This window comes from Epilithonimonas pallida, from assembly GCF_900182975.1.
Taxonomy (GTDB): domain Bacteria; phylum Bacteroidota; class Bacteroidia; order Flavobacteriales; family Weeksellaceae; genus Epilithonimonas; species Epilithonimonas pallida.
Genome location: NZ_FXUO01000011.1, coordinates 30,804 through 56,725, shown reverse-complemented (window position 1 = coordinate 56,725; position 25,922 = coordinate 30,804). Strand labels below are relative to the sequence as shown.

Annotated in this window: 24 protein-coding genes; 11 read left to right on the top strand and 13 right to left on the bottom strand. The window is 36.1% G+C overall.

Annotated features, from left to right (window positions below; translation table 11 throughout):
* Positions 1-152 precede the first annotated feature (152 nt).
* The gene (locus QOL71_RS16860; protein ID WP_283418064.1) at positions 153-998 is read right to left on the bottom strand and encodes a DUF2705 family protein; all 846 of its coding nucleotides are present in this window, start codon (positions 996-998) and stop codon (positions 153-155) included.
* Entirely contained in the window at positions 995-1,894 is a 900-nt protein-coding gene (locus tag QOL71_RS16855; protein ID WP_283418063.1) for an ABC transporter ATP-binding protein, read from the bottom strand. Before QOL71_RS16855 ends, QOL71_RS16860 begins: the two co-directional genes overlap by 4 nt.
* Before the next feature lie 87 nt (positions 1,895-1,981).
* Here QOL71_RS16855 and QOL71_RS16850 point away from each other — a divergent pair, with 87 nt between their 5' ends.
* Positions 1,982-3,328: an AAA family ATPase gene (locus QOL71_RS16850; protein WP_283418062.1), complete on the top strand. Its 1,347-nt coding sequence runs from the start codon at positions 1,982-1,984 to the stop codon at positions 3,326-3,328.
* Positions 3,329-3,356: 28 nt separating this feature from the next.
* On the opposite strand, the gene QOL71_RS16845 is transcribed toward QOL71_RS16850, so the two are convergent.
* Positions 3,357-4,286 carry an SPFH domain-containing protein gene (locus tag QOL71_RS16845; RefSeq protein ID WP_283418061.1) on the bottom strand — a complete coding sequence of 310 codons (930 nt, stop codon included), beginning with the start codon at positions 4,284-4,286 and terminating at the stop codon, positions 3,357-3,359.
* Positions 4,287-4,468: 182 nt separating this feature from the next.
* Between QOL71_RS16845 and QOL71_RS16840 the strand changes: the two genes are divergently transcribed.
* Entirely contained in the window at positions 4,469-6,118 is a 1,650-nt protein-coding gene (locus QOL71_RS16840) for a peptide-N-glycosidase F-related protein (RefSeq protein WP_283418060.1), read from the top strand.
* A gap of 90 nt (positions 6,119-6,208) precedes the next feature.
* Entirely contained in the window at positions 6,209-7,069 is an 861-nt protein-coding gene (locus QOL71_RS16835) for a tyrosine-protein phosphatase (protein ID WP_283418059.1), read from the top strand.
* A 23-nt stretch (positions 7,070-7,092) separates the two neighbouring features.
* Here the strand turns inward: QOL71_RS16835 and QOL71_RS16830 are convergent, their stop codons facing one another.
* The 5 genes from QOL71_RS16830 to QOL71_RS16810 form a co-directional block, all read right to left on the bottom strand.
* Entirely contained in the window at positions 7,093-7,269 is a 177-nt protein-coding gene (locus QOL71_RS16830) for a type II toxin-antitoxin system antitoxin (protein WP_283418058.1), read from the bottom strand.
* Positions 7,270-7,284: 15 nt separating this feature from the next.
* Positions 7,285-8,154, bottom strand: a complete 870-nt coding sequence (locus tag QOL71_RS16825) for an SPFH domain-containing protein (RefSeq protein ID WP_283418057.1) — start codon at positions 8,152-8,154, stop codon at positions 7,285-7,287.
* A gap of 110 nt (positions 8,155-8,264) precedes the next feature.
* Positions 8,265-11,498 (bottom strand): c-type cytochrome biogenesis protein CcsB, encoded by a 3,234-nt coding sequence (gene ccsB / locus QOL71_RS16820; protein WP_283418056.1) that lies wholly within the window; start codon positions 11,496-11,498, stop codon positions 8,265-8,267.
* Positions 11,499-11,590: 92 nt separating this feature from the next.
* Complete coding sequence (locus QOL71_RS16815) at positions 11,591-12,004, bottom strand: DUF6326 family protein (RefSeq protein ID WP_283418055.1); 414 nt, start codon at positions 12,002-12,004, stop codon at positions 11,591-11,593.
* Between the two features lie 20 nt (positions 12,005-12,024).
* Positions 12,025-12,666, bottom strand: a complete 642-nt coding sequence (locus QOL71_RS16810; RefSeq protein ID WP_283418054.1) for a DUF4386 domain-containing protein — start codon at positions 12,664-12,666, stop codon at positions 12,025-12,027.
* Positions 12,667-12,850: 184 nt separating this feature from the next.
* On the opposite strand from QOL71_RS16810, the gene QOL71_RS16805 reads away from it, so the two are divergent.
* From QOL71_RS16805 to QOL71_RS16785, 5 genes are all read left to right on the top strand, one after another.
* On the top strand, positions 12,851-15,316 hold the full coding sequence (locus QOL71_RS16805) for an FtsK/SpoIIIE family DNA translocase (RefSeq protein ID WP_283418053.1): 2,466 nt from the start codon (positions 12,851-12,853) through the stop codon (positions 15,314-15,316).
* Between the two features lie 79 nt (positions 15,317-15,395).
* Entirely contained in the window at positions 15,396-16,217 is an 822-nt protein-coding gene (locus QOL71_RS16800) for an AraC family transcriptional regulator (RefSeq protein ID WP_283418052.1), read from the top strand.
* Positions 16,218-16,318: 101 nt separating this feature from the next.
* Entirely contained in the window at positions 16,319-16,915 is a 597-nt protein-coding gene (locus QOL71_RS16795) for an NAD(P)H-dependent oxidoreductase (RefSeq protein ID WP_283418051.1), read from the top strand.
* 5 nt (positions 16,916-16,920) lie between these two features.
* On the top strand, positions 16,921-17,070 hold the full coding sequence (locus tag QOL71_RS16790; protein WP_283418050.1) for a hypothetical protein: 150 nt from the start codon (positions 16,921-16,923) through the stop codon (positions 17,068-17,070).
* An 84-nt stretch (positions 17,071-17,154) separates the two neighbouring features.
* Positions 17,155-17,601, top strand: a complete 447-nt coding sequence (locus QOL71_RS16785; RefSeq protein ID WP_283418049.1) for a phosphohydrolase — start codon at positions 17,155-17,157, stop codon at positions 17,599-17,601.
* 20 nt (positions 17,602-17,621) lie between these two features.
* On the opposite strand, the gene QOL71_RS16780 is transcribed toward QOL71_RS16785, so the two are convergent.
* From QOL71_RS16780 to pdhA, 3 genes are all read right to left on the bottom strand, one after another.
* Positions 17,622-18,359, bottom strand: coding sequence for a DUF2490 domain-containing protein (locus QOL71_RS16780; RefSeq protein WP_283418048.1), 738 nt, complete (start codon positions 18,357-18,359; stop codon positions 17,622-17,624).
* Between the two features lie 432 nt (positions 18,360-18,791).
* The gene (locus QOL71_RS16775) at positions 18,792-20,399 is read right to left on the bottom strand and encodes a dihydrolipoyl dehydrogenase family protein (RefSeq protein WP_283418047.1); all 1,608 of its coding nucleotides are present in this window, start codon (positions 20,397-20,399) and stop codon (positions 18,792-18,794) included.
* A 96-nt stretch (positions 20,400-20,495) separates the two neighbouring features.
* Positions 20,496-21,497, bottom strand: a complete 1,002-nt coding sequence (gene pdhA / locus QOL71_RS16770) for a pyruvate dehydrogenase (acetyl-transferring) E1 component subunit alpha (RefSeq protein WP_283418102.1) — start codon at positions 21,495-21,497, stop codon at positions 20,496-20,498.
* A gap of 320 nt (positions 21,498-21,817) precedes the next feature.
* Between pdhA and QOL71_RS16765 the strand changes: the two genes are divergently transcribed.
* Both QOL71_RS16765 and QOL71_RS16760 read left to right on the top strand, forming a co-directional pair.
* On the top strand, positions 21,818-22,417 hold the full coding sequence (locus tag QOL71_RS16765) for a phosphatase PAP2 family protein (RefSeq protein ID WP_283418046.1): 600 nt from the start codon (positions 21,818-21,820) through the stop codon (positions 22,415-22,417).
* Between the two features lie 10 nt (positions 22,418-22,427).
* Positions 22,428-22,913, top strand: a complete 486-nt coding sequence (locus QOL71_RS16760) for a BlaI/MecI/CopY family transcriptional regulator (protein ID WP_283418045.1) — start codon at positions 22,428-22,430, stop codon at positions 22,911-22,913.
* Positions 22,914-22,959: 46 nt separating this feature from the next.
* On the opposite strand, the gene rbp is transcribed toward QOL71_RS16760, so the two are convergent.
* Both rbp and QOL71_RS16750 read right to left on the bottom strand, forming a co-directional pair.
* Positions 22,960-23,289, bottom strand: a complete 330-nt coding sequence (gene rbp, locus QOL71_RS16755) for an RNA-binding regulator (RefSeq protein ID WP_283418044.1) — start codon at positions 23,287-23,289, stop codon at positions 22,960-22,962.
* Positions 23,290-23,467: 178 nt separating this feature from the next.
* Positions 23,468-24,328, bottom strand: coding sequence for an aldo/keto reductase (locus QOL71_RS16750; protein WP_283418043.1), 861 nt, complete (start codon positions 24,326-24,328; stop codon positions 23,468-23,470).
* Positions 24,329-24,402: 74 nt separating this feature from the next.
* On the opposite strand from QOL71_RS16750, the gene QOL71_RS16745 reads away from it, so the two are divergent.
* Entirely contained in the window at positions 24,403-25,857 is a 1,455-nt protein-coding gene (locus tag QOL71_RS16745; RefSeq protein ID WP_283418042.1) for a right-handed parallel beta-helix repeat-containing protein, read from the top strand.
* Positions 25,858-25,922: the final 65 nt, after the last annotated feature.

Below are 25,922 nucleotides of genomic sequence, written 5' to 3'. Positions count from 1 at the left end.
ATCTACAAATAAAAATAAAAAATCATTGATATTTTTACCAATGATTTCTGAATTCACTAAAAAAAACGAATTTAAATTATTAAAATTTACTTTAAATAAAATTAATAAAAATCTATATTACAAAATATTATAAGTTTTATTTAAATTAAATTCTACCAATCTTTCCTTTTAAGAATCCAGTAACTGCCTACAATAAAAACTGTAGCCCAGATCAAACATGCAATGACACTTTCCCAAGGGTAAACAAATTTAAATTCGATGCCAAATATCTGAGCCAGTTTTGTTCTCACTAGCGGCGAAGGAATTAGTCTGGACATACTTTCCAGCGGCAGAAAATCAGAATAAAAAGTATGTGTATTCAAAAGTCTTTCGCGTTCGATATCGTTAACATTTTTAATAATGCTAATATGCTCTATTCCACCAATAATTTTCTCAGCAAACCACATCATAAAAAAGCCAAGAAACACAAATATCGACTTCCTGAACAAAACGGATAAAAACATCAGAAAAGAGAAGAATGTAAACAGCTTCAGAAAATAATTGAAAACAAAATACACTTCTTTAAAAATCAAATGACTATCCTGTGTTGTAGAATAACTTTTCCCTAAAATAAAAGCTATTACAAAAACCAGAAATGTAGAAAAAGCTGTAAAAACGAGAATTGTCAGCAATTTGGAAGCAATAAATTCTTCCCTACTCAATCCGTCAATCACATTCTGCTTAAACATCCTGTTACTGAACTCCTGACAGATTGAAAAGACAATAATACAGCCAAGGAAGATCTTCAACAATGCAACCGTATAAGTCGTAAAATTCCACACACCGGGAAAATCGTACATGCCCTGCTCTTTGAGATTGATTGTTTGTCCAAAAATATCAAAATCAATTAGCCCGATGAACAAAAGGACTACAAGAATGACAAAATATAAACCCGCAAATACCTTAAATGGTACATAATTGAGGTTTTTGAGATATTCTAATTTTAAAAGGCGTATCATAAGTTGTTTTGTTTTACAAGTTCCAGGAATTGAGTTTCAAGGCTTTCTCTTTTCTTCTGAAGATGAGAAAGCAAAATCCCATTTTCAAATAGTTTTTTATTAAGTTCTGATGCAGATATATCTGTAGAAATCTGAGCAATAATCAGATGATCCATTTCTTTTACTGATGAGAAAATCCCAAAAGATTCCAGCACGGAAACAAGCTCCATAATGTTATCCGCTTTCAGCTCAAAAAAACCTTTTGTATTGCTCATGGCATCAACGGAACCTGAGTAGATCGCAGTTCCCTGTTTCAGGACAATCACATGAGAACAGATTTTCTCGATCTCATCCAGAAGATGACTCGCCACAATAATTGTTGTTCCGGATTTAGCAATCTTGTTGATGATTTCTCTGATTTGAATTATTCCTTCGGGATCAAGACCGTTGGTTGGTTCATCTAAAATCAGAACTTCCGGATCAGCCAATAAAGCAGACGCAATTGCAAGCCGCTGTTTCATTCCCAGAGAATAAGTTTTAAACGCATCTTTTTTTCTGTCCAGAAGATTAACCACATCCAAAACGGCATCAATTCTACTTTTAGGAGCACCTTTGATTTCGGCAACGATTTCAAGATTTTTTTCGGCACTCAGATAAGGATAGAAATTGGGCTGTTCTATAATGGCGCCGATTCTTTTGAGTGTGTTCGTATCTGTTCCTTCTTTTCCAAACCATTTCCAGCTACCGGAAGTTGGATTGATTGTAGACAGCAACATCCCGAAAGTGGTTGATTTTCCACTACCGTTTGGTCCCAAAAGACCATAAACATTACCTTTTTCTACATCAAAGGAAATATTATTAACCGCAATGTGTTTAAACTTTTTGGTCAGGTTTTTTACTTCCAAGATTTTTTCCATAGAATATTTTATATAAAAGTCTTATAACCGATAGAAATGTTACGCCGATTTGTATAGTTTTTGTTAATTTTCTGAAAAGATTTAAAAATGACTCAAAATATCACTGAATTTTCTAAAAAACTAAATATCTCCGAAGAAAGCATCAAGCAGTTTATCCAGGATTTCAATCTAGAAATCTCAGACTGCCTTTCTCCAAATCTCGGTATTACTCAAAATTTTGAAAAATTTGCCGATGAAAATAAAGAATTTCTAAAAAAATATGATGAAGATCTGAACAGAGAAAAAACAGCAGAAGAGATTGCCGAAAACATCCATCAGCCTACAGAAAAAGTAGAGCAAATCATTCAAAATCAATTTCCTAATATTTATGATAATGGCATTTACAGGTCGTCGATCTCAACATTTGGGATAGATAATCAGCTTGGTGGTGATTATCAGTTTATTTATAATTATTTTGGGAATAAAACAGAACTGAAACATAGGGATTTCATCGGTTACAGAGATTTATTTTTTTACATTTCTGATATGCTGGAACCATTTATCAATCCTGAACAGTCTAAAAACTGGGGTATCCAAAAAGCGGCAGGAATTGTAGTTTATGGACCTCCTGGAAGCGGTAAAATCTTCTGGGCAAAAAAAATTGCAGAAATGATCGACTTTGATTTTTTCGAAATTCGGAAGTCTCAACTCAAATCAATTTTGATTAATGATAAAAAGCTGAGCTTTGATGAATACCTTTCCCAGATGCTCAAAAAGGATAAGGTTGTATTGCTCCTCGAAAATTTTGATGACATAATGATGTTCAAACAGGACAATCAAAACATCATTCAGGATTACGAAGATGTTAAAGAAAGCATACTTCACAGCATCGAAAAATTTGAAAAAGAAAATGTGCTAATGATTGGTTCTGCAAAAGAACTGGCTGAGATAGAATCTGAGATTTTAGCTCCGGGAAGATTTGATGTTCTTATTCCTATTTTCCCTCCGAACAAACAGGAACGTGCAGAAATGCTTCTTTTCAATATGACAAAAAACCTGAGTAAGGATGCGACATTATTAAAAATTTTACAATATAATCAGGCTGATCAAATCCCATTCTGGAAAGAAACTGCAGAAAAAATGAAAGTTTTTTCTAACACAATGCTGGTCGATTTCACGCAAAGTCTCAAAAAAAGAATCAGAAGTTTGTATTTGAAAAACAAAACTGAAAACATCCGGATCAGCCAAGGAATCCTGGACGCCTGTTTAAAAGAATCAGCTTCTAAGCTCACTGGCGAATATCTCAATAATGTTCAGGAGTTTTTGTCAGAAGCTGAAGATAATTCTTACGATCGATTTGCAGGAAGAATTAAAGATCTAAAACAGGAACTGGAAACTTACAAAGCCAAAGAAGAACCTGTAAGAACCATTGGTTTTCATCCGGACGACAAATAAAAAAGCCTGAATTAATCAGGCTTTCATTTTATAAGAAATTTGGATTTTGTCGATTAGGTTTTGGATTATCAACATTATCAATCTGTTTGGAAACAGCCATTGCCGCAACAAGGTCATTGAGCATTGTGCTGGCAGCGGTTGGTGTATTCGGCAACAAAACAAGATTTGATCTATTATTAGCACCAATTGATTGCAATGTGTCATAATGCTGAGTTACAACAATCAACGCAGAAGCTTCATGTGGTTCAATCTGGACGCTGTTGAGCATTTTCACAGATTCTTCCAAACCTTTCGCAATTTCACGTCTTTGATCCGCAATACCCTGCCCCTGTAATTTTTTGGATTCAGCTTCGGCTTTTGCAACAGCTACAATTCTGATTCTTTGCGCCTCAGATTCATATTCAGCAGCAGTTTTTTCACGTTCAGCAGCATTGATTCGGTTCATAGCGTGCTTTACTTGTTCGTCAGGATCGATATCAGTCACCAAAGCTTTAATAATATCATAACCATAACTTTGCATTGCTTCCTGAAGTTCTCCTTTTACGGCAATTGCAATATCATCTTTTTTTACAAAAACATCATCCAGTTTTAATTTAGGAACTTCCGCTCTTACAACATCGAAAACATATGAAGTAATCTGATCCTGAGGATTCTCCAATCTATAATAAGCATCCCCAACCTGGGTTCTGATTACCTGATACTGTACGGAAACCTTCATTTTGATAAAAACATTATCCAACGTTTTGGTATCGATCATTACATCCAATTGCTGAATTCTAAGATTCATTCTTTTGGAAATCTGATCGATAAACGGAATCTTAAGATGAAGTCCGGCGTGTCTCACAGAATGAAATTTACCCAAACGCTCAACAATCGCCGCAGTTTCCTGTTTAACAGTGAAGAACGAAGCAAATAATGTTATTAATCCAAAAAAGACAATAAAACCAATGTATATCATAATTTGTAATTTTTCTTAAAGATAACTTTTCCCCATGAAAACAGCAAGTTTTATTAATAACAGGATTCTTTATGAAAAACCAAGCTAATTAAATAATATTCATACTAAAAATCACAAAAAACACCATTAAAAAACTCATATCTGTAAAGATTTCCTAAATTTGTTATAATAATAAATCTAATATGAAGAAAACACTACTATTTGTTGTTGCAGCCTTTGCAATAGCACCATTTCTCAGAGCTCAAAACGTAACGGTTTTTAATGATGTTCCATTCTATAGCATGTATCATTATCTTGGAGCAGGAGAATCTTTACCTCCTGAAGCATATTCGCAGATCCCAAACGCAGCAATTCGATTGCATGCCTATGAACAGGACATTATTTCCCGAAAACTGACAGATAACGAAATTGCATCTATCGGAAGCAATGTAAAAATGAATATTGTTTTAACTGCCGCTTGTGACAACTATGACAGACTTGCCGGCGTTAATCTGGTTCTTGTACCAAAAGGAAGCACAAGTTATACTTATAATCAGGCTGACATCAAGCGTATCGAAATTGGAAGATTCATTACACCATTTATGAATAAGAATATTTCACCAACTCAGGTTCCTTACAGCTATCAGGTTGACAATATATCTAATATTTTACATGACACTTCGCTTGCATCCGTTTATGATTTTTGGGTTGAATTCCGGGCAGACGGCTATTCTGCTGCTGCTCAAACGCAAGTATCGGGCTGCGCAGACAGAACAGATGTTTTCCGTGGAAATCTGGAATTTGTGACCAGCGGAACCGCAACATCATCACAGAATTTCTTTTTACCCTTATCTTATCGTCAGAATCTGAATAATTATAACGCCACCGATGTTCCCGGACAAACAACCAGGATTGTAAACTTCACACTGGATCAACCGGTTCAGAACGCAGTTTTGTATCTGGTTACTTCCAATCACGGCTCCAACTCAGGCGGTGAAGAATACGTGAGAAGACAACACTTTGTATATCTGGATAATCTGTTGATCCATGAATATAAACCTGGCGGAAAAACCTGTGAAGACTACAGACAATATAACACCCAAGGCAATGGCATCTACGGAACAACTGTGAAACCGCCAAGAAACTGGATGAACTGGAACAATTGGTGTCCAGGAGATGCTGTTCCAAATCGTGAGGTTATGTTAGGTAATCTTGCAGTGGGATCTCATTCTATTAAAATTGATGTTCCAGATGCGGTTTTTAAAGACGGGCAGGGTTATTTTCCGATTTCTATGTACATACAGAATCAAAAAAGCGGACAGATCATTTGTGCTGCACCTACACAATTCCAAATTACAAGTCAGGTTGGACAGGAAATTAATATTTCATGGAAAGAAAATGGAAATGCTAACCAATGGGAAACAATCTGGTCTAGAAAAAACGTATATACATCAGATTATGAAGATATTCATCAGATATCAAATACCCCCGTAGATTCTAAAAATGAACTCACAAAAAACTGGTTATATGAGATGTATGTTAAGTCAAAATGCATTAACGACAACATAAACAGCCTTTGGGTTGGTCCAATTTATTCTACTGTTATCAAATTAGGAACTGATGAAGCTAATGCAAAAAAATCTTCGGTCTATCCAAATCCTGCAAAAGATTTTATCAATATCAATTCAACTGCAAAAGTGAGTAAAGTTTCTGTTTATAATACAGATGGTAAAATCTTGTTAGAAGATAACTCTACAAAAATTAATCTTTCAAAATTACAGCCGGGAGTTTATCTGATGAAAATCGATTTCGCTGATGGTCAATCGGAAACACAAAAAGTCATTAAACGATAATTAATCATCTAGAATATTAAAATTCCTGCTTATTTCTAAGCAGGAATTTTTTGTTAGAAAATATTTAAGTTCTACAATCGTTTTTATAAGATGAGACATTTCTATTATTTAATTTTCCTCTTTTTTATTTCCTGTAAAACTTACACTTCTTCCAAGACAGAGTTTTCAACCTATTCCAATCAAAATCACATCGGGATAAAGAAAGTTTATAATCTAAGATATCTAGGCGGAATTAAAAATTCTGAAGGGAAAATTCTGAAAGACAGTTTAATCTACCGAAGCGGAAACCTTCACAACCTTAGAAAGTCTTCTTTTGATGAATTGACCAGAATGAAGATAAACAAAGTTATTGATCTTAGAACAAAGCAGGAAATTGCAAAAGAACCAGATCAACTGCCTAAGAATATGATTTATAAAGTTTATTCTGCTTTTGAGGATAAAAATGATGAAATGAGAAATGCAAAACAATTAGCTTTGAAAGGAAAAATAAGTGAGAATGATGCTGATAAAAGAATGATAAAATTTTATACAGATTGTGTTTCTGAAAATCCCGAAATCATTAAGAAAATCATTACTGAAATCCTCAATTCCGATCAACCTATACTCTACCATTGCACAGCAGGAAAAGACCGAACCGGAATAATTACAGCCTTGATTCTGAAAGTTCTAAAATTTGATGATGCCGTAATTTTTGAAGAATACCTACAATCCAACAATCTTCGAAGCAAAATTATTCAGAAAAGATTGAATCTTGCTGATAACTTTCATTTTATATTTCCAAAATTAGATATGGGTGTTATTGAAAAAACAAGTTGGGTTGAACAGAATTATCTCCAGTTGGCTTTTGATGAAATCGACAAACAATATGGATCAATCGACAATTACATTCATCAAGTTCTGGGAATTTCCGATGAGCAAAGAGAGATTTACATTCAGAAGTTTTTACAATAAAAAAGCAGTCCGGTTGGACTGCTTTACTTTTTATCTGTTGATTTGTTATCCGTTTTATCTTTTTTTCTTCCCGAATTGATAAGGCTCTGATTAATGATATACTCAAGCTGACCGTTTACACTTCGGAATTCATCAGCGGCCCATTTTTCCAGCAATTTATACATCTCATCATCTAGCCGTAAAACAAAACTCTTCTTCATCAATGCTAGATTTAATTAATTATAAAGTGTTCCTGCATTCAGAATGGGCTGAGCCGCTTTTTCGCCACACAAAACCACCATCAGATTACTTACCATTGCTGCTTTTCTTTCGTCATCCAGTTCAACAATATTTTCCGCAGATAATTTTTTCAATGCCATATCAACCATTCCAACAGCACCTTCAACAATTTTTGCTCTAGCAGCCACAATCGCAGTTGCTTGTTGTCTTTGTAACATTGCTCCAGCAATTTCTGACGCATAAGCCAGATGACTGATTCTAGCTTCCTGAACAATAATTCCCGCCGTGGAAAGCCTGTCTGTCAATTCTTTTTCAAGAATATGATTGACATTATCTCCGCCATCACGCAAGGTAATTTCCGCATTTTCGTCCTCTAGATTATCATAAGGAAAGCTTACTGCCAAATGCCGAACAGCTGCCTCGCTTTGGATTCTCACATATTCCATGTAACGTTCCACATCAAAAGCTGCTTTGTAAGTGTCACCAACTTTCCAAACAATTACAGCGCCGATTTCTATCGGATTACCCATTTTATCATTCACTTTCAAGGTTTGTCCTTGTAGGTTTTCAGAACGAAGACTCATTTTCTGAGTCGAATATAACGGGTTGATGAAAAACAATCCATTATCTTTCACCGTTCCAACATATTTACCAAAAAAGCTAAGCACCCTGGAATGGTTCGGCTGGATGATCATTAAGCCTTTCAAAAAAAAGATAAAAGCTAAAAAAGAAATAGCCGCAAAAAACATAGAAGCGGGATTTCTATTACTCGCACCGTTAATAAAAAGAAAAACACTTAATCCAAAAAGGACAAGACTGATTACTAACGCCAAATAGCCAGACAAAGGTTTTACAATTTTTTCCATAATGTATTAATTTGATATTAATTTGATATCATAAATATACAATTTATTTTAATACAAATAATAAAAAAAACCGAACTTATCAAAAGTCCGGTTAATTTATGTAAAAAGTCTTAAGGATCTACCTGTGTCCTTTTTTCTTGTTTTTCATTTAGTTTTTTATACTTAAACCAAGCCGCTACTGACAATGTCAGCATATAGCCCAAACTTATGTAAACCCAAAGTGGCAAAGGAATTGGATCGCCTTTGGCGTATGAGTGCAATCCTGACAAATAATAATTCACTCCGAAATAGGTCATCACCATAGAACAGAATGCGAACATCGTTACCACATGGAAAGTATATCTGCCTCTCAATCCCGGAACTAATCTCATGTGAATTACAAAGGCATAAACCATAATGGAAATGAAAGCCCAGGTTTCTTTCGGGTCCCAGCTCCAGTAACGTCCCCAGGATTCGTTGGCCCAGATTCCTCCTAAGAAGTTTCCGATAGTAAGAGCTAGCAATCCAATATTAAGAGACATTTCGCTAACGATTGCCAATTCTTTAAGTGTTGTGTCATTATGTTTTTTAAACACATTTTTATTGGCGATTACATAGAAAATCAAGGAAATCATTGCAATGAGCATCGATAAAGAGAAAAAACCATAACTCGAGACAATGATTGCAACGTGAACTACCAACCAGTAAGATTTAAGAACCGGTACCAATGGTGTAATTTGTGGATCTAATGCCGAACCGCCGTGTGCGAATCCCATCATAATTACTGCAACCAAAAATCCTGCTGCAGGAATCAAAGCGTTGGCATTTCTGTATAAAGCGTAGCCTGCTGTAATTCCCACCCAAGAGATAAAGACAATTGCCTCATAACCATTACTCCAAGGTGCGTGACCAGAGATATACCACCTTGCAACCAACCCTAAGAAATGTAAGACATAACCAACAGCTCCGATATAAATGATACCTTTTATAACATTATGAAGAATTTTATTTGGTTTAAATAACTCTATAAACCCTAGAACTAAAAGCAAGCCACCAATGATGGTGTAGAAAATCAATAATTTGAAGTTGATATCCAGTTGATTCATCAAAACTTCTACTTTTACCTTTGTTTCGGAAGGCACTACATTTTTACCCCATTTCTGTTGATACTCTTCTACTTTTTTAAGTTCTGCATCTGCCTTAGCCCAGCTTCCGCCTTGGGTTGCTAAAAGTACGCTTGACAAATAAGGCCCTAAAACAGCCTGAGCATTTTCGTCCGGTTCAAAAGAAGGTGTCATTACAGAATTCCACGTGTGATTAGGGTCATTTTTAACAGGAACCGTCCTGAAATACTGGTAAGACATGATTCCGTTCAATACCTGAACTTTATCATTTAGTTTGATAACTGCTTCGTCATATCTTGTTCTCTCAGACGCCTTTTTACGGAAAGCATCATTATAATCATCTTCCAGGACGAAACGAAGATTACCATTTTTATCGGCAGGGAATAATTTAATCAAACTTGTAAAACCTTCATCCGTTGCTTTTGTTTTAGCTCTGAGGTCTTTTCCGACTTTTCCGGCAGTTTCAATTTTAATGATATTGACCTGAGCCCAAAACATCGGATCTATTGTAGCTGCCAAAAACCATTGGTTGGCATCAAGATCCTGGAATTTGGAACGTGAAGTTAATTTATGTAAAATATCAAGCGCCTGGGTATTTGCAGGAACAATACGACCTTCATAATTTTGAACTAATAAAGATCCAAACTTGTCTGCATGCTCTTTGTTGATTGTAATGTTTTTTACCATTTCATCAGCATCCAAAACCATTGGATTTTTACCTGGAGCCGGTTTTGCTTCAGTTGAATGAGAATGATTCTCATGACTTCCGTCTTTGCCGTGCATATCGATTTCCTGTGCATTAAGCCCAAAACTTAATAAAAGTAAAAGAACTGCAGCTGTTTTTTTCTTGCTGATGGTTTTCAGCATTTGATTCAGGCTCCAGAAACGAGAACCTTTCCAGAACAAGGTTACAAACATTCCTAAAAACAAGAATGCATAACCGATATAACTAATCAAAGTTCCCCAGAAATCGTGGTTGACAGAAAGAACGGTACCTTTTCTGTCCGGGTCAAAACTTGCCTGGAAGAATCTGTAACCTTTATAATTAAGAACATGATTCATATAGATATTGTAAGGCGTTTCTTTTCCTTCATCAACGATTCTAACATGAGATTCATAAGCTGACGGCGAAGAACTTCCTGGATAAGTTTCCATCACAAATTTTTCCAGTTTAAGTGCAAAAGGCTGCGTGAAATAAATTTTCGGCCCGAATCCTAACATGATATCCAAACCATCTAAGTGAATCTGCTTGTAATTATTCGGGTTTCCTTTTTCTACAACCAAATCAACAACCTGCTTAGTCTTCGGCCCGGCAACTTCTACTTTCAACATATCCGGAACATCTTTATCTTTTTGTTTATCGCCTTCGTAAGCAACTAATTTTCCGTGTTTCGTCCCTTCAGGAATTACCAATTTCAACTGGTCAATGGTATAAAGACTTCTCAACGCCAAAGGTTGAAATTCATCTTTTTTAGTGGTTCCGGTCGCCTGGGTTGCCATCGTCATATAAGAAGCATCGCTCGGCGTTTTGATGTAAAGCTGTCCGTCTTTTTTCTGAAATTCAACGGCACCTTCAATTGCAGTTCTGTTGTAGCTTACCAAAGTCCCGTTAATGTTCTGAACCTCACCTTCTGCCAAATAGATGTTCTGACGTCCGCCCATATCACCGGTTGAAACCAGATGCAAATATTCTTTTCCAGCTTTGTCAACAACCAGGCTGTCTTTTTTTCTTTGAATATAATCAAGGGTTTTTACAACGATTTTTTCTTTTCCAAGGAAATCATAAGTCGCCTTGAAATCGTGATGAAGCGGTGACATCAGGTAAGGAACATCATGATAATTCTGTTGCTCTCCTTTTTCCTCGATTTTGATTTTGAAAAAATGTTTGTCTGTTACAATTTCGTTAGATGTTTCACCTTCGCGGATATGCATCGTTCCTTCAAAACTGATGTAACGTGTAATTGCTCCACCAATAAAAATCAGGATGAAAGCCAAGTGGAAAACCAAAACCGGCCATTTTTCCCTTCTCCAGAGTCTGTATCTCCCGATGTTTCCAATGAAGTTGAGAATCAACAAAAACATGATAGCCTCAAACCATTTTGCTTCGTAGATAAGGGCTTTTGCGGTTGGCGTTCCATAATCGTTTTCAACAAAAGTGGCAACTGCCATAGAAATTGCGAAAATCAGCAACAACACAGCCATCATTCGCGTAGAAATAAGAATATCCTGAATCTTTTTCATTCTGAAAGTTATGATTCGCAAAAATAAGGATGATAATTTGATTGGGCTAATTAAAACATCGATTTATGATTTTTTTCATTTAAAAGAAAGATTTAAATTGACTTTGGCCAATTCCAGGATTTATAAACAATTATCGCAGTTACCAAACTCTCTAAAAATGCAAGGAATACATAAAACGTTTTCCATGCAGATAATGATGAAATCCCGACTAATAAAGTAAAAACACTAAAGAACAGCCCCCAAATAATATTAAGCCATTTGGCAAAATTTGCTTTGAGCATAAGGTTTAAAAAGATTAATAGTGCAGGAATTGCAAGAAGTACAGTGGCTAGAAATAATTTCCCAGGATTATCCAACATATTCTGACCGTTTAACAACCCATTTATCTTTCCGGGAACATACAGCTCAAAATAATCTCCATAAATGTATAAAAACATAACACCAGTCCATAATGCGGATAGTTGAAGTTTTATATTGATCTTATGATCTTGTAATTCTGTTTTCATAATTGTTTATTTATATTTTTTTAAGTTTTTGTTTTTCTCGCTCCTACAACCAATAACCAAAAGCAAATACTGAATTCACCTACTGTGGGCAATAACTTGAGATATTGTAAAACACCAACACTTTGATAATCAACAAATAAAGTATTTCCGAAAAAATTAATTAAATACCCAAAACATCCGACCATCAATAAGACTCCAATAATCTTGGGGTAGAATCCTGATCTGAAGATCAAAAAACCAAAAGGTAACAGCCAAAGCCCCCAGAATATAGTAAGAATAAAAATCCCATTATCGTAATTATTGAGAAGCTCCATAATTTTTTCCGATTTTTGAGCCAGATCCGATGTGTTATCTTTAATTAAATCAAGAATAGCATATTTATTTATTAAGTTGTAAAATGAGACCGGAACGCTGATCAACGCAAGAATCACCATTACTCTTGCGACGAAAATATCTACTGTACGTAATATTTGATATAAGAAAATTACCAAAAATGTGAAAGCAAGATAACATATTACACTACTAGCCAAGCTGATTCTGAACATGCCGGTTTTTTGACTTATATTTTGGGCCGTCTCTAAAGCATTGCCGTAGACGAACAAATTTTTCGGAACATACATCAAGCTGAACAATCCGGTGATAATGACTATTAAATAAAGCATACCGGCAATTCTAGATAATAACATTCGGTTCTCTGTCATAGTTTTATTTTTACTGAATATGTCTGGGAAATATTTTTTTTGTTACTAGCCTGACAATTAAAAATAAGTTTATCACAAAATCCTTTCTTTATTTTTATCCGAAAGAAAAAACATTAAATTTGCAACTATTGACTATTTTTTGAAAATGAACAACGAACAGAATACGCCCTCCAGCACAAGCAAAATCATATCGAAACCAAGAATTATTTCCGGAATTACTTTTATCGTTTTATCGGTAGTTTTGACTCTTTCTTTCGTATCTTATCTGATGAACTGGAAATCCGACCAAAGCCAAGCAGGAACAATGGCTGATAAAACGGTACAGTCTTCTAATATATTTGGGAAAATCGGTGATTGGCTGGGCAATCTTTTCATTTTTGAGAGCATTGGCGTTGCCGCTTTTGTGGTGGCATTTTTGTTTTTTGTTTTCGGAACATTGATTTTTAAAAAAAATTATTTCAAACCTTGGAAAACTATTTCTCACAGTTTGTTTTTCATTTGCTGGACACCGATTTTCTTTGGTGCAGTGACTAATGGTGAAGGTGTTTTAGGTGGTGTTTACGGTTATCAGATCATGGATTACCTGAAGTCTTATATCGGTTCCGTTGGGCTTTGGATGGTTCTTTTGGTAAGTTTTGCATTATATTTTGTTTTGGAATTTAACTTAAGACCAAGCTCTATCAAAAATAAGCTGAATGACATTAATGATAATACTTTCGGAAAACTGAAAAGTCTGATGCCGGATTCTGATGAAGAATTTGAGGCAGATGAAGAACTGGAAAAAGAAATTGTTTCTCAATCTCCTGCTTCAAATCAAGATCAGGATTTCAGCAATATTAAAGTTACGCAGGATTTTGAACCTATCAAAACACCGAATCAAACATCATTCAAAGAAGAAATCACAGAACCGATTAAAGAATCTGTTCCTGAACCAATCATATTATCTTCTACTCCCACTCAGCCTCAAAAGACAATTGTAGAAAGTCCGGTTGTCAAAACTGAAGATGATTTTGCTTTCAATGTGGAAATCAAAAAAGATGAAGACTTTCCAGCGTCTGAAGAACAACAAAAATCTGATGACCTGGTGCAAAAGCACGGACTCTATGACCACAAACTGGATCTGGCAAAATTCCAAATGCCTTCCGTAGAATTATTAAAGGATTATGGCAACGAGGAAATCACCATCAATAAAGACGAACTCGAAGAAAATAAGAACAGAATTGTTGGCTTGCTGAAAACCTTCAACGTCGGCATTTCTGAAATAAAAGCGACGATTGGACCAACCGTAACACTTTACGAGATCGTACCGGAAGCAGGAATCCGCGTGGCAGCCATTAAGAAATTGCAGGACGATATTGCACTTAATCTTTCTGCTCTTGGAATCAGGATCATTGCGCCAATGCCTGGAAAAGGAACAATCGGGATTGAAGTTCCCAGAAAAAACCCAACGATGGTTTCAATGCGTTCCGTAGTGGCCTCTCCAAAGTTCCAGAATGCGGATATGGATTTGCCTGTCGTTTTCGGACGCACCATTTCCAACGAAGTGTTTGTAGCTGATCTGGCGAAAATGCCTCACCTTTTGATGGCTGGAGCAACGGGACAAGGTAAATCGGTTGGTATCAATGCGATTTTAACGTCATTGATTTATAAAAAACATCCGAGCGAACTGAAATTCGTTATGGTGGATCCGAAGAAAGTAGAATTATCACTTTATTCAAAGATTGAAAGACATTATCTGGCGAAATTGCCTGATACGGAAGATGCGATTATCACAGACAATGCGAAAGTAATTAATACTTTGAATTCACTTTGTATTGAGATGGATGACCGTTACGAATTGCTGAAAAATGCCTTCTGTAAAAACATCAAGGAATACAATGCGAAATTCGCTCAACGAAAACTTAATCCTGAAAATGGTCACAGATATTTGCCCTACATTGTTTTGGTGGTGGACGAATTTGCAGATTTGATTATGACTGCCGGAAAAGAAGTAGAACATCCGATTGCGAGACTGGCGCAATTAGCGAGAGCGATTGGAATTCATTTAATTGTTGCAACGCAAAGACCTTCTGTTAATGTAATCACAGGTATGATCAAAGCGAATTTCCCCGCGAGAGTTGCTTTCCGTGTAATTTCCGGAGTGGATTCCAAAACGATTTTGGATTCGCCTGGTGCAGAACAATTGGTTGGTAAAGGAGATATGCTTTATTTTAACGGCAATGATCTGACACGTCTTCAATGTGCGTTTGTCGATACGCCGGAAGTGGAAAGAATTGCAGAATTCATCGGTGAGCAAAAAGGTTATTCGGATGCTTATCTTTTGCCTGAGTATTCCGGAGAAGAAGGCAGTTCTACGGTTGGTGCTTTTGACCCGAACGAAAAAGATGCATTATTTGAAGATGCTGCAAGAATTGTGATCTCTACACAACAAGGTTCTACATCTATGCTACAAAGACAATTGAAATTAGGTTATAACAGAGCCGGAAGAATTATGGACCAATTGGAAGCGGCTGGCGTGGTTGGCGGTTTCAATGGTGCAAAGGCGAGAGAGGTTTTGATATCTGATCTTAATTCTCTTGAAAGATTGCTGGATGAACTGAAAGGAAGATAATTTAAAATAAGATTATAAAGCGCCAAATAACTGGCGCTTTTTTATTTGTTTTGATTATTTTTGAATAGGATTTAATAGAATGCAAGAAAATGAAAAATATAGAAATTTCAGAATATCTGTCCCGGCAGAATATGAAGAAATTTTTACTCACTTTTATTTTTCAGAAAATAACTCTGACGAAACCATTACCAAAACATTGCTGCCTTCATTTCAGACAATTTTGATATTTGATTTTGGTGTAAAGTCGATACTTCATTCGAAAAACAATAACGACATTGAGATTGACAGATGTATCGTTTTGGGACCAATAAAACAATCCTTAGAATATTCGTTACCTCCCCAATCAGAAATTTTGATCGCCAATTTTAAAGATGATGCTTTTTATCGTTTCTTCGGCAGTACATCTATTGCTGAACATTTCCCTATTAATCCGGATGATTTGTTAGAAAAAAATTGCTTTACCTTTTTGTGGACGGAACTCAATAAAATAGAAAGTACTGAAAATCGTATCAATTATCTTCTTGATTTTTGCAAACCTTATTTGAAACAGAGAAATAACATTGTAGAAAAGCTGATAAACATTACCGATGAAAATATAAATCCAATCAAATTAATCGCAAACCAGCGAAATCAAACTGAAAGAAATATACAGCTTAATCACAAAAAGCATCTGGGCTACACTTCCAAAGAAATCAATCGTTATTCACGTTTTATAAAATCTATCAAGCTGATTCAAGACACAGCCTCTACATCCAAAAAAGTTGACTGGTTTGAAATAGTTAATACATGTGGTTATTATGACCAAAGTCAGTTAATCCGCGATTACAAATACTATATCAATCTAAGTCCTAAAAAATACCTCAAATTCCAACAGGATATCTGCAATCCAAAAACAGAATAAGCATTTTATATCTGTAAGTCAAAAGATCTATTTCGTTTTCTTACAATTTTTATAAGTTGCACCACTCTACTTTTGTCCTATCAAAATAAAAAAATAGGACAATGAAACATTTAATTATTTACGCTCATCCGAATCCACAGAGTTTAAACAGCTATTTGAAGCAAACATTAGCCGAACATTTATGGGATACGGGACACGAAGTCGTTATCAGGGATTTATGTGAAATTAATTTTAATCCGATTCTTTCATTAGAAGATATGCAGGGGCAGCGATTGGGAAAAGTGTCAGACGATGTGAGACAGGAACAGGAATTTATTTCCTGGGCAGAGCATATTACGTTCATCTACCCAATTTGGTGGACAGGAATGCCGGCTGTAATGAAAGGATTTATCGACCGCGTCTTTAGCTATGGTTTTGCCTATCGTTACGACCAAGGTGTACAAAAAGGCTTACTTAAAGGCAAGCTGACAACTGTTATCAATACACACGGAAAATCAAAAGCAGAGTATGAGGAAATTGGAATGGACAAAGCTCTTTCCTTAACATCCGATAAAGGTATTTTCACTTATTGCGGATTTGAAATCAACCAACATTTCTTCTTTGACAAAGCTGACAAAGCAAACCTTGAAGTCATTGAAGACTGGAAACAACAAATTTTAAAGACATTTAAATCAAATTCAACCACAATTAAAAATTAAAAAAAATGGAAAAATTAACAAACAAACCTTTCGACAAATCTGTTTATAATCCGATTCTTTTCGGAAGTTACAAAATAGTGAAGAAAATCCTGAAATATGCTTTACTTATAGCCATTTCATATTATGCATACGAAGAATTTATGAATTGGGATTAAATTTAGAAATGGTGTGAAAAACTGAATTTTTCACACCATCTTTTCATTTTCTTTTCATAATTTCGTTTTAAACTTTTACAATAAATGTCCTCACACGAACTTCTCAACAAAGCTATAAAAATCGCTACCAAAGCCCATAAAAAACAAACCGACAAATACGATGCGCCTTATCTGGGACACGTTTTCCGGGTGATGAATGCCGGCAAAACCATCGACGAAAAAATTGTTGGTGTTTTGCACGACGTCGTAGAAGACCACCCAGAATTTTCCTTCGAATACCTCAGAGAAAAAGGCTTTCCCGATTACATCCTGGAAGCTGTGGAATGCCTTACAAAACGCGAAGAAGAACATCTGAATTACGATGCCTTTATTGCAAGAATTGAAAAAAGTCCGCTTGCAATTGCTGTAAAATTGAATGACTTAAGAGATAATATGGACTTAACAAGATGTACAGAATTATTACAGGAAAAAGATTTGAAACGTTTCAATAAATATCTGAAGGCGTACCTTTATCTTTCTGAAAAGTATTAAAATCAGCGAGAAAAATTTATCTAATCCACCATCGGAATCACAATATCCTTCTCGTCATCCGTTCCATCGAAAGTGAAGTTGAGCGCAAAATAAAGAAAGTGAAAATTATCATTGCCTTTGGTGGAAAATTCTCTCTGGAACATATAACCCGTGGTTGCAGACAATGTATGATTGAACTGGTAACCAAAACCCGCAAAAGTCCGGTTTCGTTTAAAATTCGGGTCTTTCGGACCAAAGAATAATTCTTCAAAAGCATTCATAAAGAAAGTTTCTTCCTGAACTTTTGGTTTGTTAATTGGTAAAGTTGCGCTCAGCCTGTAACGGAATCGATTCGCTTCTGTATGTTCTCCAGTTTGACTCGCGTAGAAAAACCGGTGTTCTGCCCTGCCTCTGTGATCCAGTTTCAGTCGTCCAAATCTTTGCGTAAAAGTATATTGCAGCCAAAGTCTGAATTCCTCCTGAGAGATCTTCATTTTTTCATAAGTGCCATATCTTCCAAGTCCAACAAATGCCTGATTATTTTTATTCAGGTTATACCCGATCCCGCCTTTGGTTTCATAGTAATCAATCACCGTGTAATCGCGTCTGGCTCTTGTTTGGAGTTCTAAATAAGCCATCCATTTCGGATTCATCTTATACGTAAAAGACATCATATTAAAACCAGAAAGGTGATCCTGACCAAACGCAAAAACACCTAAAAACAGAAATACAAAACCAAGCTTTTTCACGATGCAAAGATAATCAAATACAACATTCATAATAATAATTTTTTGGGCGTAACCCTTTGTTTTTACTCACAAACTTTATCAATAAAATCAACATTTCCAGTTCGGCAAAAACAAGCGGGTCGGCCTGTCCACTACTATCTTTTTGTCAAGAACATCTCCCATCCAAATTAGCATTATTCCATAAGATAAAAAGGATATCCGTTACTATCCCTTACGCAACATTTACACAATCTAAAGTAACTTTCAACACAGAATCTTACGCAGCCCGACTTGAGCGGAAATCCTTTTTACGCAACGAAGTGGAGTGAAAAGATTGACTTCGTCGAACCACTTCGTTAGGTTTGGGAGCCCTTCGACAAGCTCAGGATCAACTACAGGCGGATTAAGCTGCCCAAATTAAATCACAAAAAAAAACCTTTCAACAGAATTGAAAGGTTTTATAAATATTTCGAATAAGTTATTCTATCCTAATAAAAGCGTCAATGGACTTTCCAGGTAAGTTCTCAACGTTTGCAAGAACTGAGCTCCTGTTGCCCCATCAATTACTCTGTGGTCACAAGCCAAAGACAACTTCATTGTATTCCCAACAACGATTTGTCCGTTCTTCACAATCGGTTTTTCAATAATCGCTCCTACAGATAAGATCGCAGAATTTGGTTGATTGATAATTGATGTAAATGTTTCAATTCCGAACATTCCAAGATTAGAAACAGAGAAAGTAGAACCTTCCATTTCGTTAGCTTTAAGCGCTTTGGTTTTAGCTCTTCCAGCCATATCTTTTACTGCAGCAGAGATTTCGTTATAGTTCATAAAGTCTGTATTTTTCAATACAGGAACTACCAATCCGTCTGGAACGGCCACTGCTACACCAACGTTGATATTTCCGTGATGAACAATTTTATCGCCAGCCCAAGAAGAATTAACTTGTGGATGTTTTCTTAACGCAACAGCAACCGCTTTGATAACCATATCGTTGAAAGATACTTTCGTATCCGGAACACTGTTCATCTCTTTTCTAGCTTCGATGGCTTTATCCATATTGATTTCAACCGTCAAATAGTAATGTGGCGCAGTAAATTTACTTTCAGCCAATCTCTTCGCGATGATGTTTCTCATCTGAGAGTTTGGAGTTTCGCTATCCTCACCAGGCGTAAATGCTACACTTGGTTGTGCAGAAACTGCTTTCGGAGCAGATGCAGCAGCTGGTTGTGCAGAAGGCTGATAGTTTTCAACATCTTTCTTCACAATTCTACCATTTTCTCCGGAACCTTTGATTCCTGAGAAATCAATTCCTTTATCCTGAGCAATTTTCTTAGCCAATGGAGAAATTGCTACTCTTTCACCAGTTGATGAAGCAGCAACAGGGGCAGCTTCTTTTTTATCTTCGGTTTTGGTTTCAGCTTTTGATTCTGTTTTTGGAGCGGCAGCTTTTTTACCACCTCCGGAAACTACTGCAGAAACATCAGTACCCGCAGGTCCAATAATTGCTAAAATTTTATCAACTTCCGCAGCATCGCCTTCGCCAACACCTTGGTATAATAATGTTCCATTGAATTCTGACTCAAAATCCTGAACCGCTTTATCTGTTTCGATTTCTGCAAGGATATCACCTTCTTTCACAGCATCACCAACATTTTTATGCCACTTCGCCACTTTTCCTTCCGTCATTGTATCAGAAAGTCTAGGCATCGTGATGACTTCTACGCCTTCTGGGATATCAGCAGAAGCCGACTCTTCAGCAGCAGGTTCTTCTTTTGCTTCTTCAGCTTTCGGAGCTTCCGGTGTAAAGCTAGCAGCGCTTCCTCCGCTAATTAAAGATGAGATATCTTCTCCTTCTGCTCCAATGATTGCCAAAACAGAATCTACAGGCGCTTGTCCTCCTTCTTCTACTCCGACGTATAATAATGTACCATTCAGTTCTGATTCAAAATCCTGAACGGCTTTATCAGTTTCGATTTCTGCAAGGATGTCGCCTTCTTTCACAGCTTCACCCACTTTTTTGTGCCATTTTGAAACTTTACCTTCCGTCATCGTATCCGATAAACGGGGCATAGTAATTACTTCTGCCATAATTTTTTATTGATTTGAGATTTGAGATTCGAGATTTGAGATTTGAGATTCATTGAATTCAAATTTCAAATTCTTAAATTTCAAATTAATAATATTTTAGTTTTCTAATTTATCAATGAAAGGATAATCCGGTTGAGAATAGATAAAGTCGTAAACCTGAGAAGCATCCGGATATGGAGAACTTTCCATAAACTCGATACATTCTTCTACAAATTCTCTTGACTTTTCGTCAATAGCTTCCAATTCTTGTTCTGTAGCCCAATTGTTTTCCAAAAGTCTGCTTTTCACAATCTCGATTGGATCTTCCAACTTGTATTGTGCTACTTCTTCTTTAGTTCTGTAAGGCTCGGCATCTGACATAGAGTGACCTCTGTAACGGTATGTTCTAGCCTCGATGAAAGTCGGTCCGTCTCCTCTTCTTGCTCTCTCGATCGCTTCGTAAGCAGCTTCAGCTACTTTTTCCGGATCCATTGCATCTATAGGAAGACAAGGCATTTCATATCCTAATCCTAATTTATAAATGTCTTCGTGATTGGCTGTTCTCTTAACAGAAGTTCCCATTGCGTAGCCGTTGTTCTCACAAACGAATACTACAGGAAGCTTCCAGTTCATTGCCATATTGAAAGTCTCGTGAAGTGAACCCTGACGAACAGCGCCATCACCCATAAAACAGATGTTAACGGCTTTTCTGTCAAAATATTTGTCTGCGAAGGCGATGCCAGCTCCCAAAGGAATCTGTCCACCTACGATACCGTGTCCACCATAAAAGCGGTGCTCTTTGCTGAAAATGTGCATAGAACCACCCATACCTTTGGATGTTCCGGTTGCTTTACCACAAAGCTCAGCCATAATTCTTTTAGGATCAACGCCCATTGCCATTGGATGGATGTGACATCTGTACGCAGTAATCATACTGTCCTTTGTCAAATCCATTGCGTGGGTAAAACCTGCCGGAATCGCTTCCTGACCGTTATATAGATGTAAAAAACCTCTGATTTTTTGTTTTAAGTAAAGAGAACGGCATTTGTCTTCAAACCTTCTCCACATCGTCATTTCCTCATACCATTTAAGGTAGACTTCTTTAGAAAATTCTTTCATTGTTTTTTCGAAATATGTAGCAAAAATAAGAAAAAAATCCTTTTTTATTGTCAGCATAGAATTATATTTTTGTAATGCCTAATAAATATCACATTGGCGCGCATTTTCTGTGAAAGGGAAATTTTTCTACCAGAGGCAGTGCGTGAGCGATGGCAGCAGCTATCCTTTTTGTTTTTTTGGGAACTATGTTCCTGAAAAACAAAAAGATAATAGCGGACAGCGCGGCCCGCTTGTTTTTCTGCGATGGAAAATGCGGTGGAAAAACAAAGGGACACGCCCCAATATTTATTTTTTGTATATTGACGCCGAAACTTATCTGAATGGAAATCAATAGTCCTTTTATTCTCAAAATATCGAAAGTTATTTCGAATTTTTTTAACCCGTTGGTTTCTCTTGTGATCTACTTTTTCTATTACAGTTACAGGAATTATACCTGGGAAGAAGCATCGAAGAAATTTATACCGATTTTGCTGTTGCTGATTATCCCAATCGCAATCTGGATCTACCGGAATGTGAAGAAGGGAAACTATACGAATATGGATGTTTCTAACCGGAAACAGCGCCACTCTCTGTACATTTTCATCATTGTTGCGACGATTGTTTTCCTTGCCGTGGATTATTTTCTGCACCGGGAGATCGACTGGACAATTCTGATGTTGTGTATCCTGCTAATCCTGATGCAGGTCAGTAATTTTTTCATCAAAAGCTCGATGCATACAAGTCTGAACATCTATGTTGCGGCTCTGTTTTTTGCTATTAATCCAATGATTGGAATCTTCTGGTTTCTACTGTCTGTAGTTATTGGAATTACCCGGATTATTCTGAAAAGACATACACCTCAGGAAGTGATATCGGGCGCTGTGATTGCGATTTTTGTATCTTTGGTTTATCTGATAATGGTAAAAGCGATTATCTTCTAAAAAAATATTTATGATGTTACAAACTCTAACGCCTTCTGAAGAAGAAGTGATGCAAATCGTCTGGAAGGAAGGTCAAATCTACTTCCGCGACCTGATGAACGCCTTTCCGGAACCCAAACCTCATCAAAATACGGTTTCCACATTCCTGAAAATACTTGTAGAAAAGCATTATCTGAATGTAGAAAAGCAAGGCCGAATCTACCTGTACTCTCCTTCTATAAGATTAGAAGATTATAAAAAATCGGTCCTGAAAAAATTCCTGAAAAACTATTTTGATAATTCTGGGAGCGAACTGCTTAAAATTTTGATGGATGAGAATCTGATTAAAGCCAAAGATTTTAACCAGTTTTTTGAAGTGAAAACAACAGTTGTTCCTTTGCAGGAGAATATTGAAAAATCAAATCCAATCAAAGACTTGGTGAAAGAGCTGACTATCGACAAGAAGGACAAGAAAAAGGATAAGGACAAAAAAAAGAAAAAGAAAAAGAAGAAATAAAAAAAGCGATCAAAATATTGTCGCTTCTATTTTTAGTAAAGGGATATTACCAACGGTTTCCACCGCCACGGTTTCCACCTCTATCTCCTCCGTAACCACCACCACGGTTGTTATCGAAAGATCTTCTTGGTTTTTCTTCTCTTGGTCTTGCTTCTGTTACGTTAAGAATTTTACCGTTAAATTCTTTCTGGTTTAATGCGTCAACAGCCTGTTTTCCTTCAGCATCACCCATTTCTACGAAACCGAATCCTTTTGATCTCCCGGTTTCTCTGTCTGTAATAATTTTGGCAGAAGATACTTCTCCATAACCTTCGAATAGTTCTTGCAACTGGTAATCTTTAGTTGCGTAATTGATGTTTGAAACAAAAATGTTCATTTTAAAAAAAAATTAAATTAAAGTTGTTTTGAAATTATAAGAGAAAAACAACAAGACGAATGAACAAATTATTGATTCCGATATAATAATGCTGCAAGATACAATTAATTTCAATATATCATTAATGAATTATTATTAATATTAAAACAATCTCAAAATCAATATGTTAAAAACAATACTAATCCACCTCTCTTCCTTTGACTGCTTCAAGAATTCCAAACCAGTCCGTAAGATCCATATCAATATATAGAGACTGTTTTAATTCCCTGATTGTCTCGGTTCTGGAAGTTCCGATCACTGGAATGATCCTCGAAGGATGTTTTAAGATAAATGCTAATAAGATTTGATTTTCCTCGGCATTATACTTCTGACAAAGATTTTGGATTATACTTTTTAATCTGGAATTCTGTTCAGATTTTTCAGTGAAATAATTCCCTAATACCGACCACGCTGTTGGTCTGAGGCTTTTCATCATCAGTTGATCCAACGTTCCGTTTTCAAAAGCTGAAATTTCATTGACAGAAACTTCAATTTGATTAGTAATCAATGGAAAATACTGGTCGATTAATTCAAATTGGGAAACAGAAAAATTACTTACGCCAAAATGCTTCACTTTTCCAGTGTCTTTCAAAATTTGAAATGTATCAGCAATTGTTTCAGGATTCATCAGTGGTGACGGACGATGCAATAATAATACATCCAGATAATCAGTTTTTAAATTCTTTAAACTTTCATCAACACAACATTGAATGTAATCAGAATTGTAATTGTAATATTTGAGAGAAGAAGGTTTCTTTTCAGAATTCATTACGATTCCGCATTTGGAAATAAACTGAACTTTGTCCCGCTCAATATTCATTTCTTTCCATGCGTCTCCGAAAAGCTCTTCGGTTGTATGACCTCCATAGATATCGGCATGATCAAATGTCGTAATCTTTTCTTCCAGACAAACTTCTATCAATTCCTGAATTTTTTTTGGAGTAAGATTCGCTCCCCAAACGCCCCAACGCATTGTACCGGCGATTATTTCTGAAAACATAAAATTTTTTTACAAATATATTATGTTAAAAATAAAATACATTAATACATTTGATACTAGAAAAATTTATGTTTATGAAAAAAATGACTCTTTTTTTTGTGGGTTGCGCTGCTTTTCTTAATGCTCAATTCACAAGTCCGAACAATGGAACCAACTACACTTTAACAAGTTTATCTGCAGCCGCACCAACAGTTTTAGTGAAAAACAGTACAGATTATACTTTGACCGCTGATCTTACACTTTCCGCAACGGACAAACTTCTTATTGATGAAAATACAACACTGAAAGTCAATCCGGGAGTTGCAATTTACATCTACGGACAATATAAAACTACAGCAACCAACTTTACTATTACTGCCAGTACAATCGGAAGCCCTTACAGAGGAATCAGATTTGAAGAAGGATCAGTAGCTGAAATGAAAAATACAAGAGTTGAATACGGTGGCGGTGTCCGTGTATTAACAACAGGATTCCTGATGGACAATTGTATTCTTTATAAAAATAATAATTCTCTTAGTGGTTCCACTGGCAGCCTTGCAAGTAGCGCGGCATTAGCACTTTTCCAAGGAGGTGGTCACGTGGTAAAAAACTCACAGTTTTTGGAAAACTCCAGAGCAGGCATCAATTCCGGTGCATCCGGAGCTGTTTCCATAGACATTATTAATAATTACTTCTATGGAAATAATACGGATAATGGCAACTATCCACAGATCAATATGGGACCTGCAGGTATAGATTCTACAAGAGTTATCAATAATCAGATTATCGGAAACAGAGCTATTACCAAATCCGGAGGGATTTCTGTTTCCGGCTTATTGGGTGGAACAAACAGATTCCGTATAGAAGGAAACACTGTTAAAGATAACCGTTATGGGATTACACATCAAGGTGCCGGAAGTTCCGGAATTATCAAAAATAATATTATTGAAAACAATAATACCGAGAATAATCCTAACCTTGGAGGAAGCGGGATTTCTTTGACAGGAACTCAGAAAGTGATCGTAAGAAACAATCAAATCCGAGGCAATCTATGGGGAATCACCATTTTGAGCAACGCGGTAATCGATTTGGGTACTACTGATGACCACGGAAACAATGTTTTCAAAAACAATATAAACGCAGGGAACACTGTTGCTTTTTTCAACAACACGTCGGCTACTGTCAATGCTATCGGAAACTGCTGGAGAGAGGATGAGCTTTCCAATGATGCAATGGTACAATCTGTCATCGGGAGTTTGAATCCGAATACAGTTAATTTCAAGCCATACAACTGTGCGGAAACTTTAGCGGTCTCTGATGTTTCGAAATCAAAAATCAACGTTTATCCGAATCCTAGCAAGAACCATTTCTTTTTGGAAACTGAAAATACTGGAAACATTGTGATACAAGACATTAGCGGAAAAGTAGTTTTCTCTTCTATTGTAAATAAAGGTAAAAATGAAATTAATACCAATCTAAAACCAGGTGTTTACGTCATCACACAACAATCTGAAGGTAAAAAATCAAATACTAAATTGATTATTAAATAATTAATCTAAATAAATAATCTTGGAAAGCATCACGAATTGTGATGCTTTTTCTATTAAAATACGTC

What these genes read in the sequence shown, in the direction of transcription:
- QOL71_RS16860 (WP_283418064.1), bottom strand. Translation starts at nt 998, where the DNA reads ATGATACGCCTTTTAAAATTAGAATATCTCAAAAACCTCAATTATGTA.
- QOL71_RS16855 (WP_283418063.1), bottom strand. Translation starts at nt 1,894, where the DNA reads ATGGAAAAAATCTTGGAAGTAAAAAACCTGACCAAAAAGTTTAAACAC.
- QOL71_RS16850 (WP_283418062.1), top strand. Translation starts at nt 1,982, where the DNA reads ATGACTCAAAATATCACTGAATTTTCTAAAAAACTAAATATCTCCGAA.
- QOL71_RS16845 (WP_283418061.1), bottom strand. Translation starts at nt 4,286, where the DNA reads ATGATATACATTGGTTTTATTGTCTTTTTTGGATTAATAACATTATTT.
- QOL71_RS16840 (WP_283418060.1), top strand. Translation starts at nt 4,469, where the DNA reads ATGAAGAAAACACTACTATTTGTTGTTGCAGCCTTTGCAATAGCACCA.
- QOL71_RS16835 (WP_283418059.1), top strand. Translation starts at nt 6,209, where the DNA reads ATGAGACATTTCTATTATTTAATTTTCCTCTTTTTTATTTCCTGTAAA.
- QOL71_RS16830 (WP_283418058.1), bottom strand. Translation starts at nt 7,269, where the DNA reads ATGAAGAAGAGTTTTGTTTTACGGCTAGATGATGAGATGTATAAATTG.
- QOL71_RS16825 (WP_283418057.1), bottom strand. Translation starts at nt 8,154, where the DNA reads ATGGAAAAAATTGTAAAACCTTTGTCTGGCTATTTGGCGTTAGTAATC.
- ccsB (WP_283418056.1), bottom strand. Translation starts at nt 11,498, where the DNA reads ATGAAAAAGATTCAGGATATTCTTATTTCTACGCGAATGATGGCTGTG.
- QOL71_RS16815 (WP_283418055.1), bottom strand. Translation starts at nt 12,004, where the DNA reads ATGAAAACAGAATTACAAGATCATAAGATCAATATAAAACTTCAACTA.
- QOL71_RS16810 (WP_283418054.1), bottom strand. Translation starts at nt 12,666, where the DNA reads ATGCTTTATTTAATAGTCATTATCACCGGATTGTTCAGCTTGATGTAT.
- QOL71_RS16805 (WP_283418053.1), top strand. Translation starts at nt 12,851, where the DNA reads ATGAACAACGAACAGAATACGCCCTCCAGCACAAGCAAAATCATATCG.
- QOL71_RS16800 (WP_283418052.1), top strand. Translation starts at nt 15,396, where the DNA reads ATGCAAGAAAATGAAAAATATAGAAATTTCAGAATATCTGTCCCGGCA.
- QOL71_RS16795 (WP_283418051.1), top strand. Translation starts at nt 16,319, where the DNA reads ATGAAACATTTAATTATTTACGCTCATCCGAATCCACAGAGTTTAAAC.
- QOL71_RS16790 (WP_283418050.1), top strand. Translation starts at nt 16,921, where the DNA reads ATGGAAAAATTAACAAACAAACCTTTCGACAAATCTGTTTATAATCCG.
- QOL71_RS16785 (WP_283418049.1), top strand. Translation starts at nt 17,155, where the DNA reads ATGTCCTCACACGAACTTCTCAACAAAGCTATAAAAATCGCTACCAAA.
- QOL71_RS16780 (WP_283418048.1), bottom strand. Translation starts at nt 18,359, where the DNA reads ATGAATGTTGTATTTGATTATCTTTGCATCGTGAAAAAGCTTGGTTTT.
- QOL71_RS16775 (WP_283418047.1), bottom strand. Translation starts at nt 20,399, where the DNA reads ATGGCAGAAGTAATTACTATGCCCCGTTTATCGGATACGATGACGGAA.
- pdhA (WP_283418102.1), bottom strand. Translation starts at nt 21,497, where the DNA reads ATGAAAGAATTTTCTAAAGAAGTCTACCTTAAATGGTATGAGGAAATG.
- QOL71_RS16765 (WP_283418046.1), top strand. Translation starts at nt 21,818, where the DNA reads ATGGAAATCAATAGTCCTTTTATTCTCAAAATATCGAAAGTTATTTCG.
- QOL71_RS16760 (WP_283418045.1), top strand. Translation starts at nt 22,428, where the DNA reads ATGATGTTACAAACTCTAACGCCTTCTGAAGAAGAAGTGATGCAAATC.
- rbp (WP_283418044.1), bottom strand. Translation starts at nt 23,289, where the DNA reads ATGAACATTTTTGTTTCAAACATCAATTACGCAACTAAAGATTACCAG.
- QOL71_RS16750 (WP_283418043.1), bottom strand. Translation starts at nt 24,328, where the DNA reads ATGTTTTCAGAAATAATCGCCGGTACAATGCGTTGGGGCGTTTGGGGA.
- QOL71_RS16745 (WP_283418042.1), top strand. Translation starts at nt 24,403, where the DNA reads ATGAAAAAAATGACTCTTTTTTTTGTGGGTTGCGCTGCTTTTCTTAAT.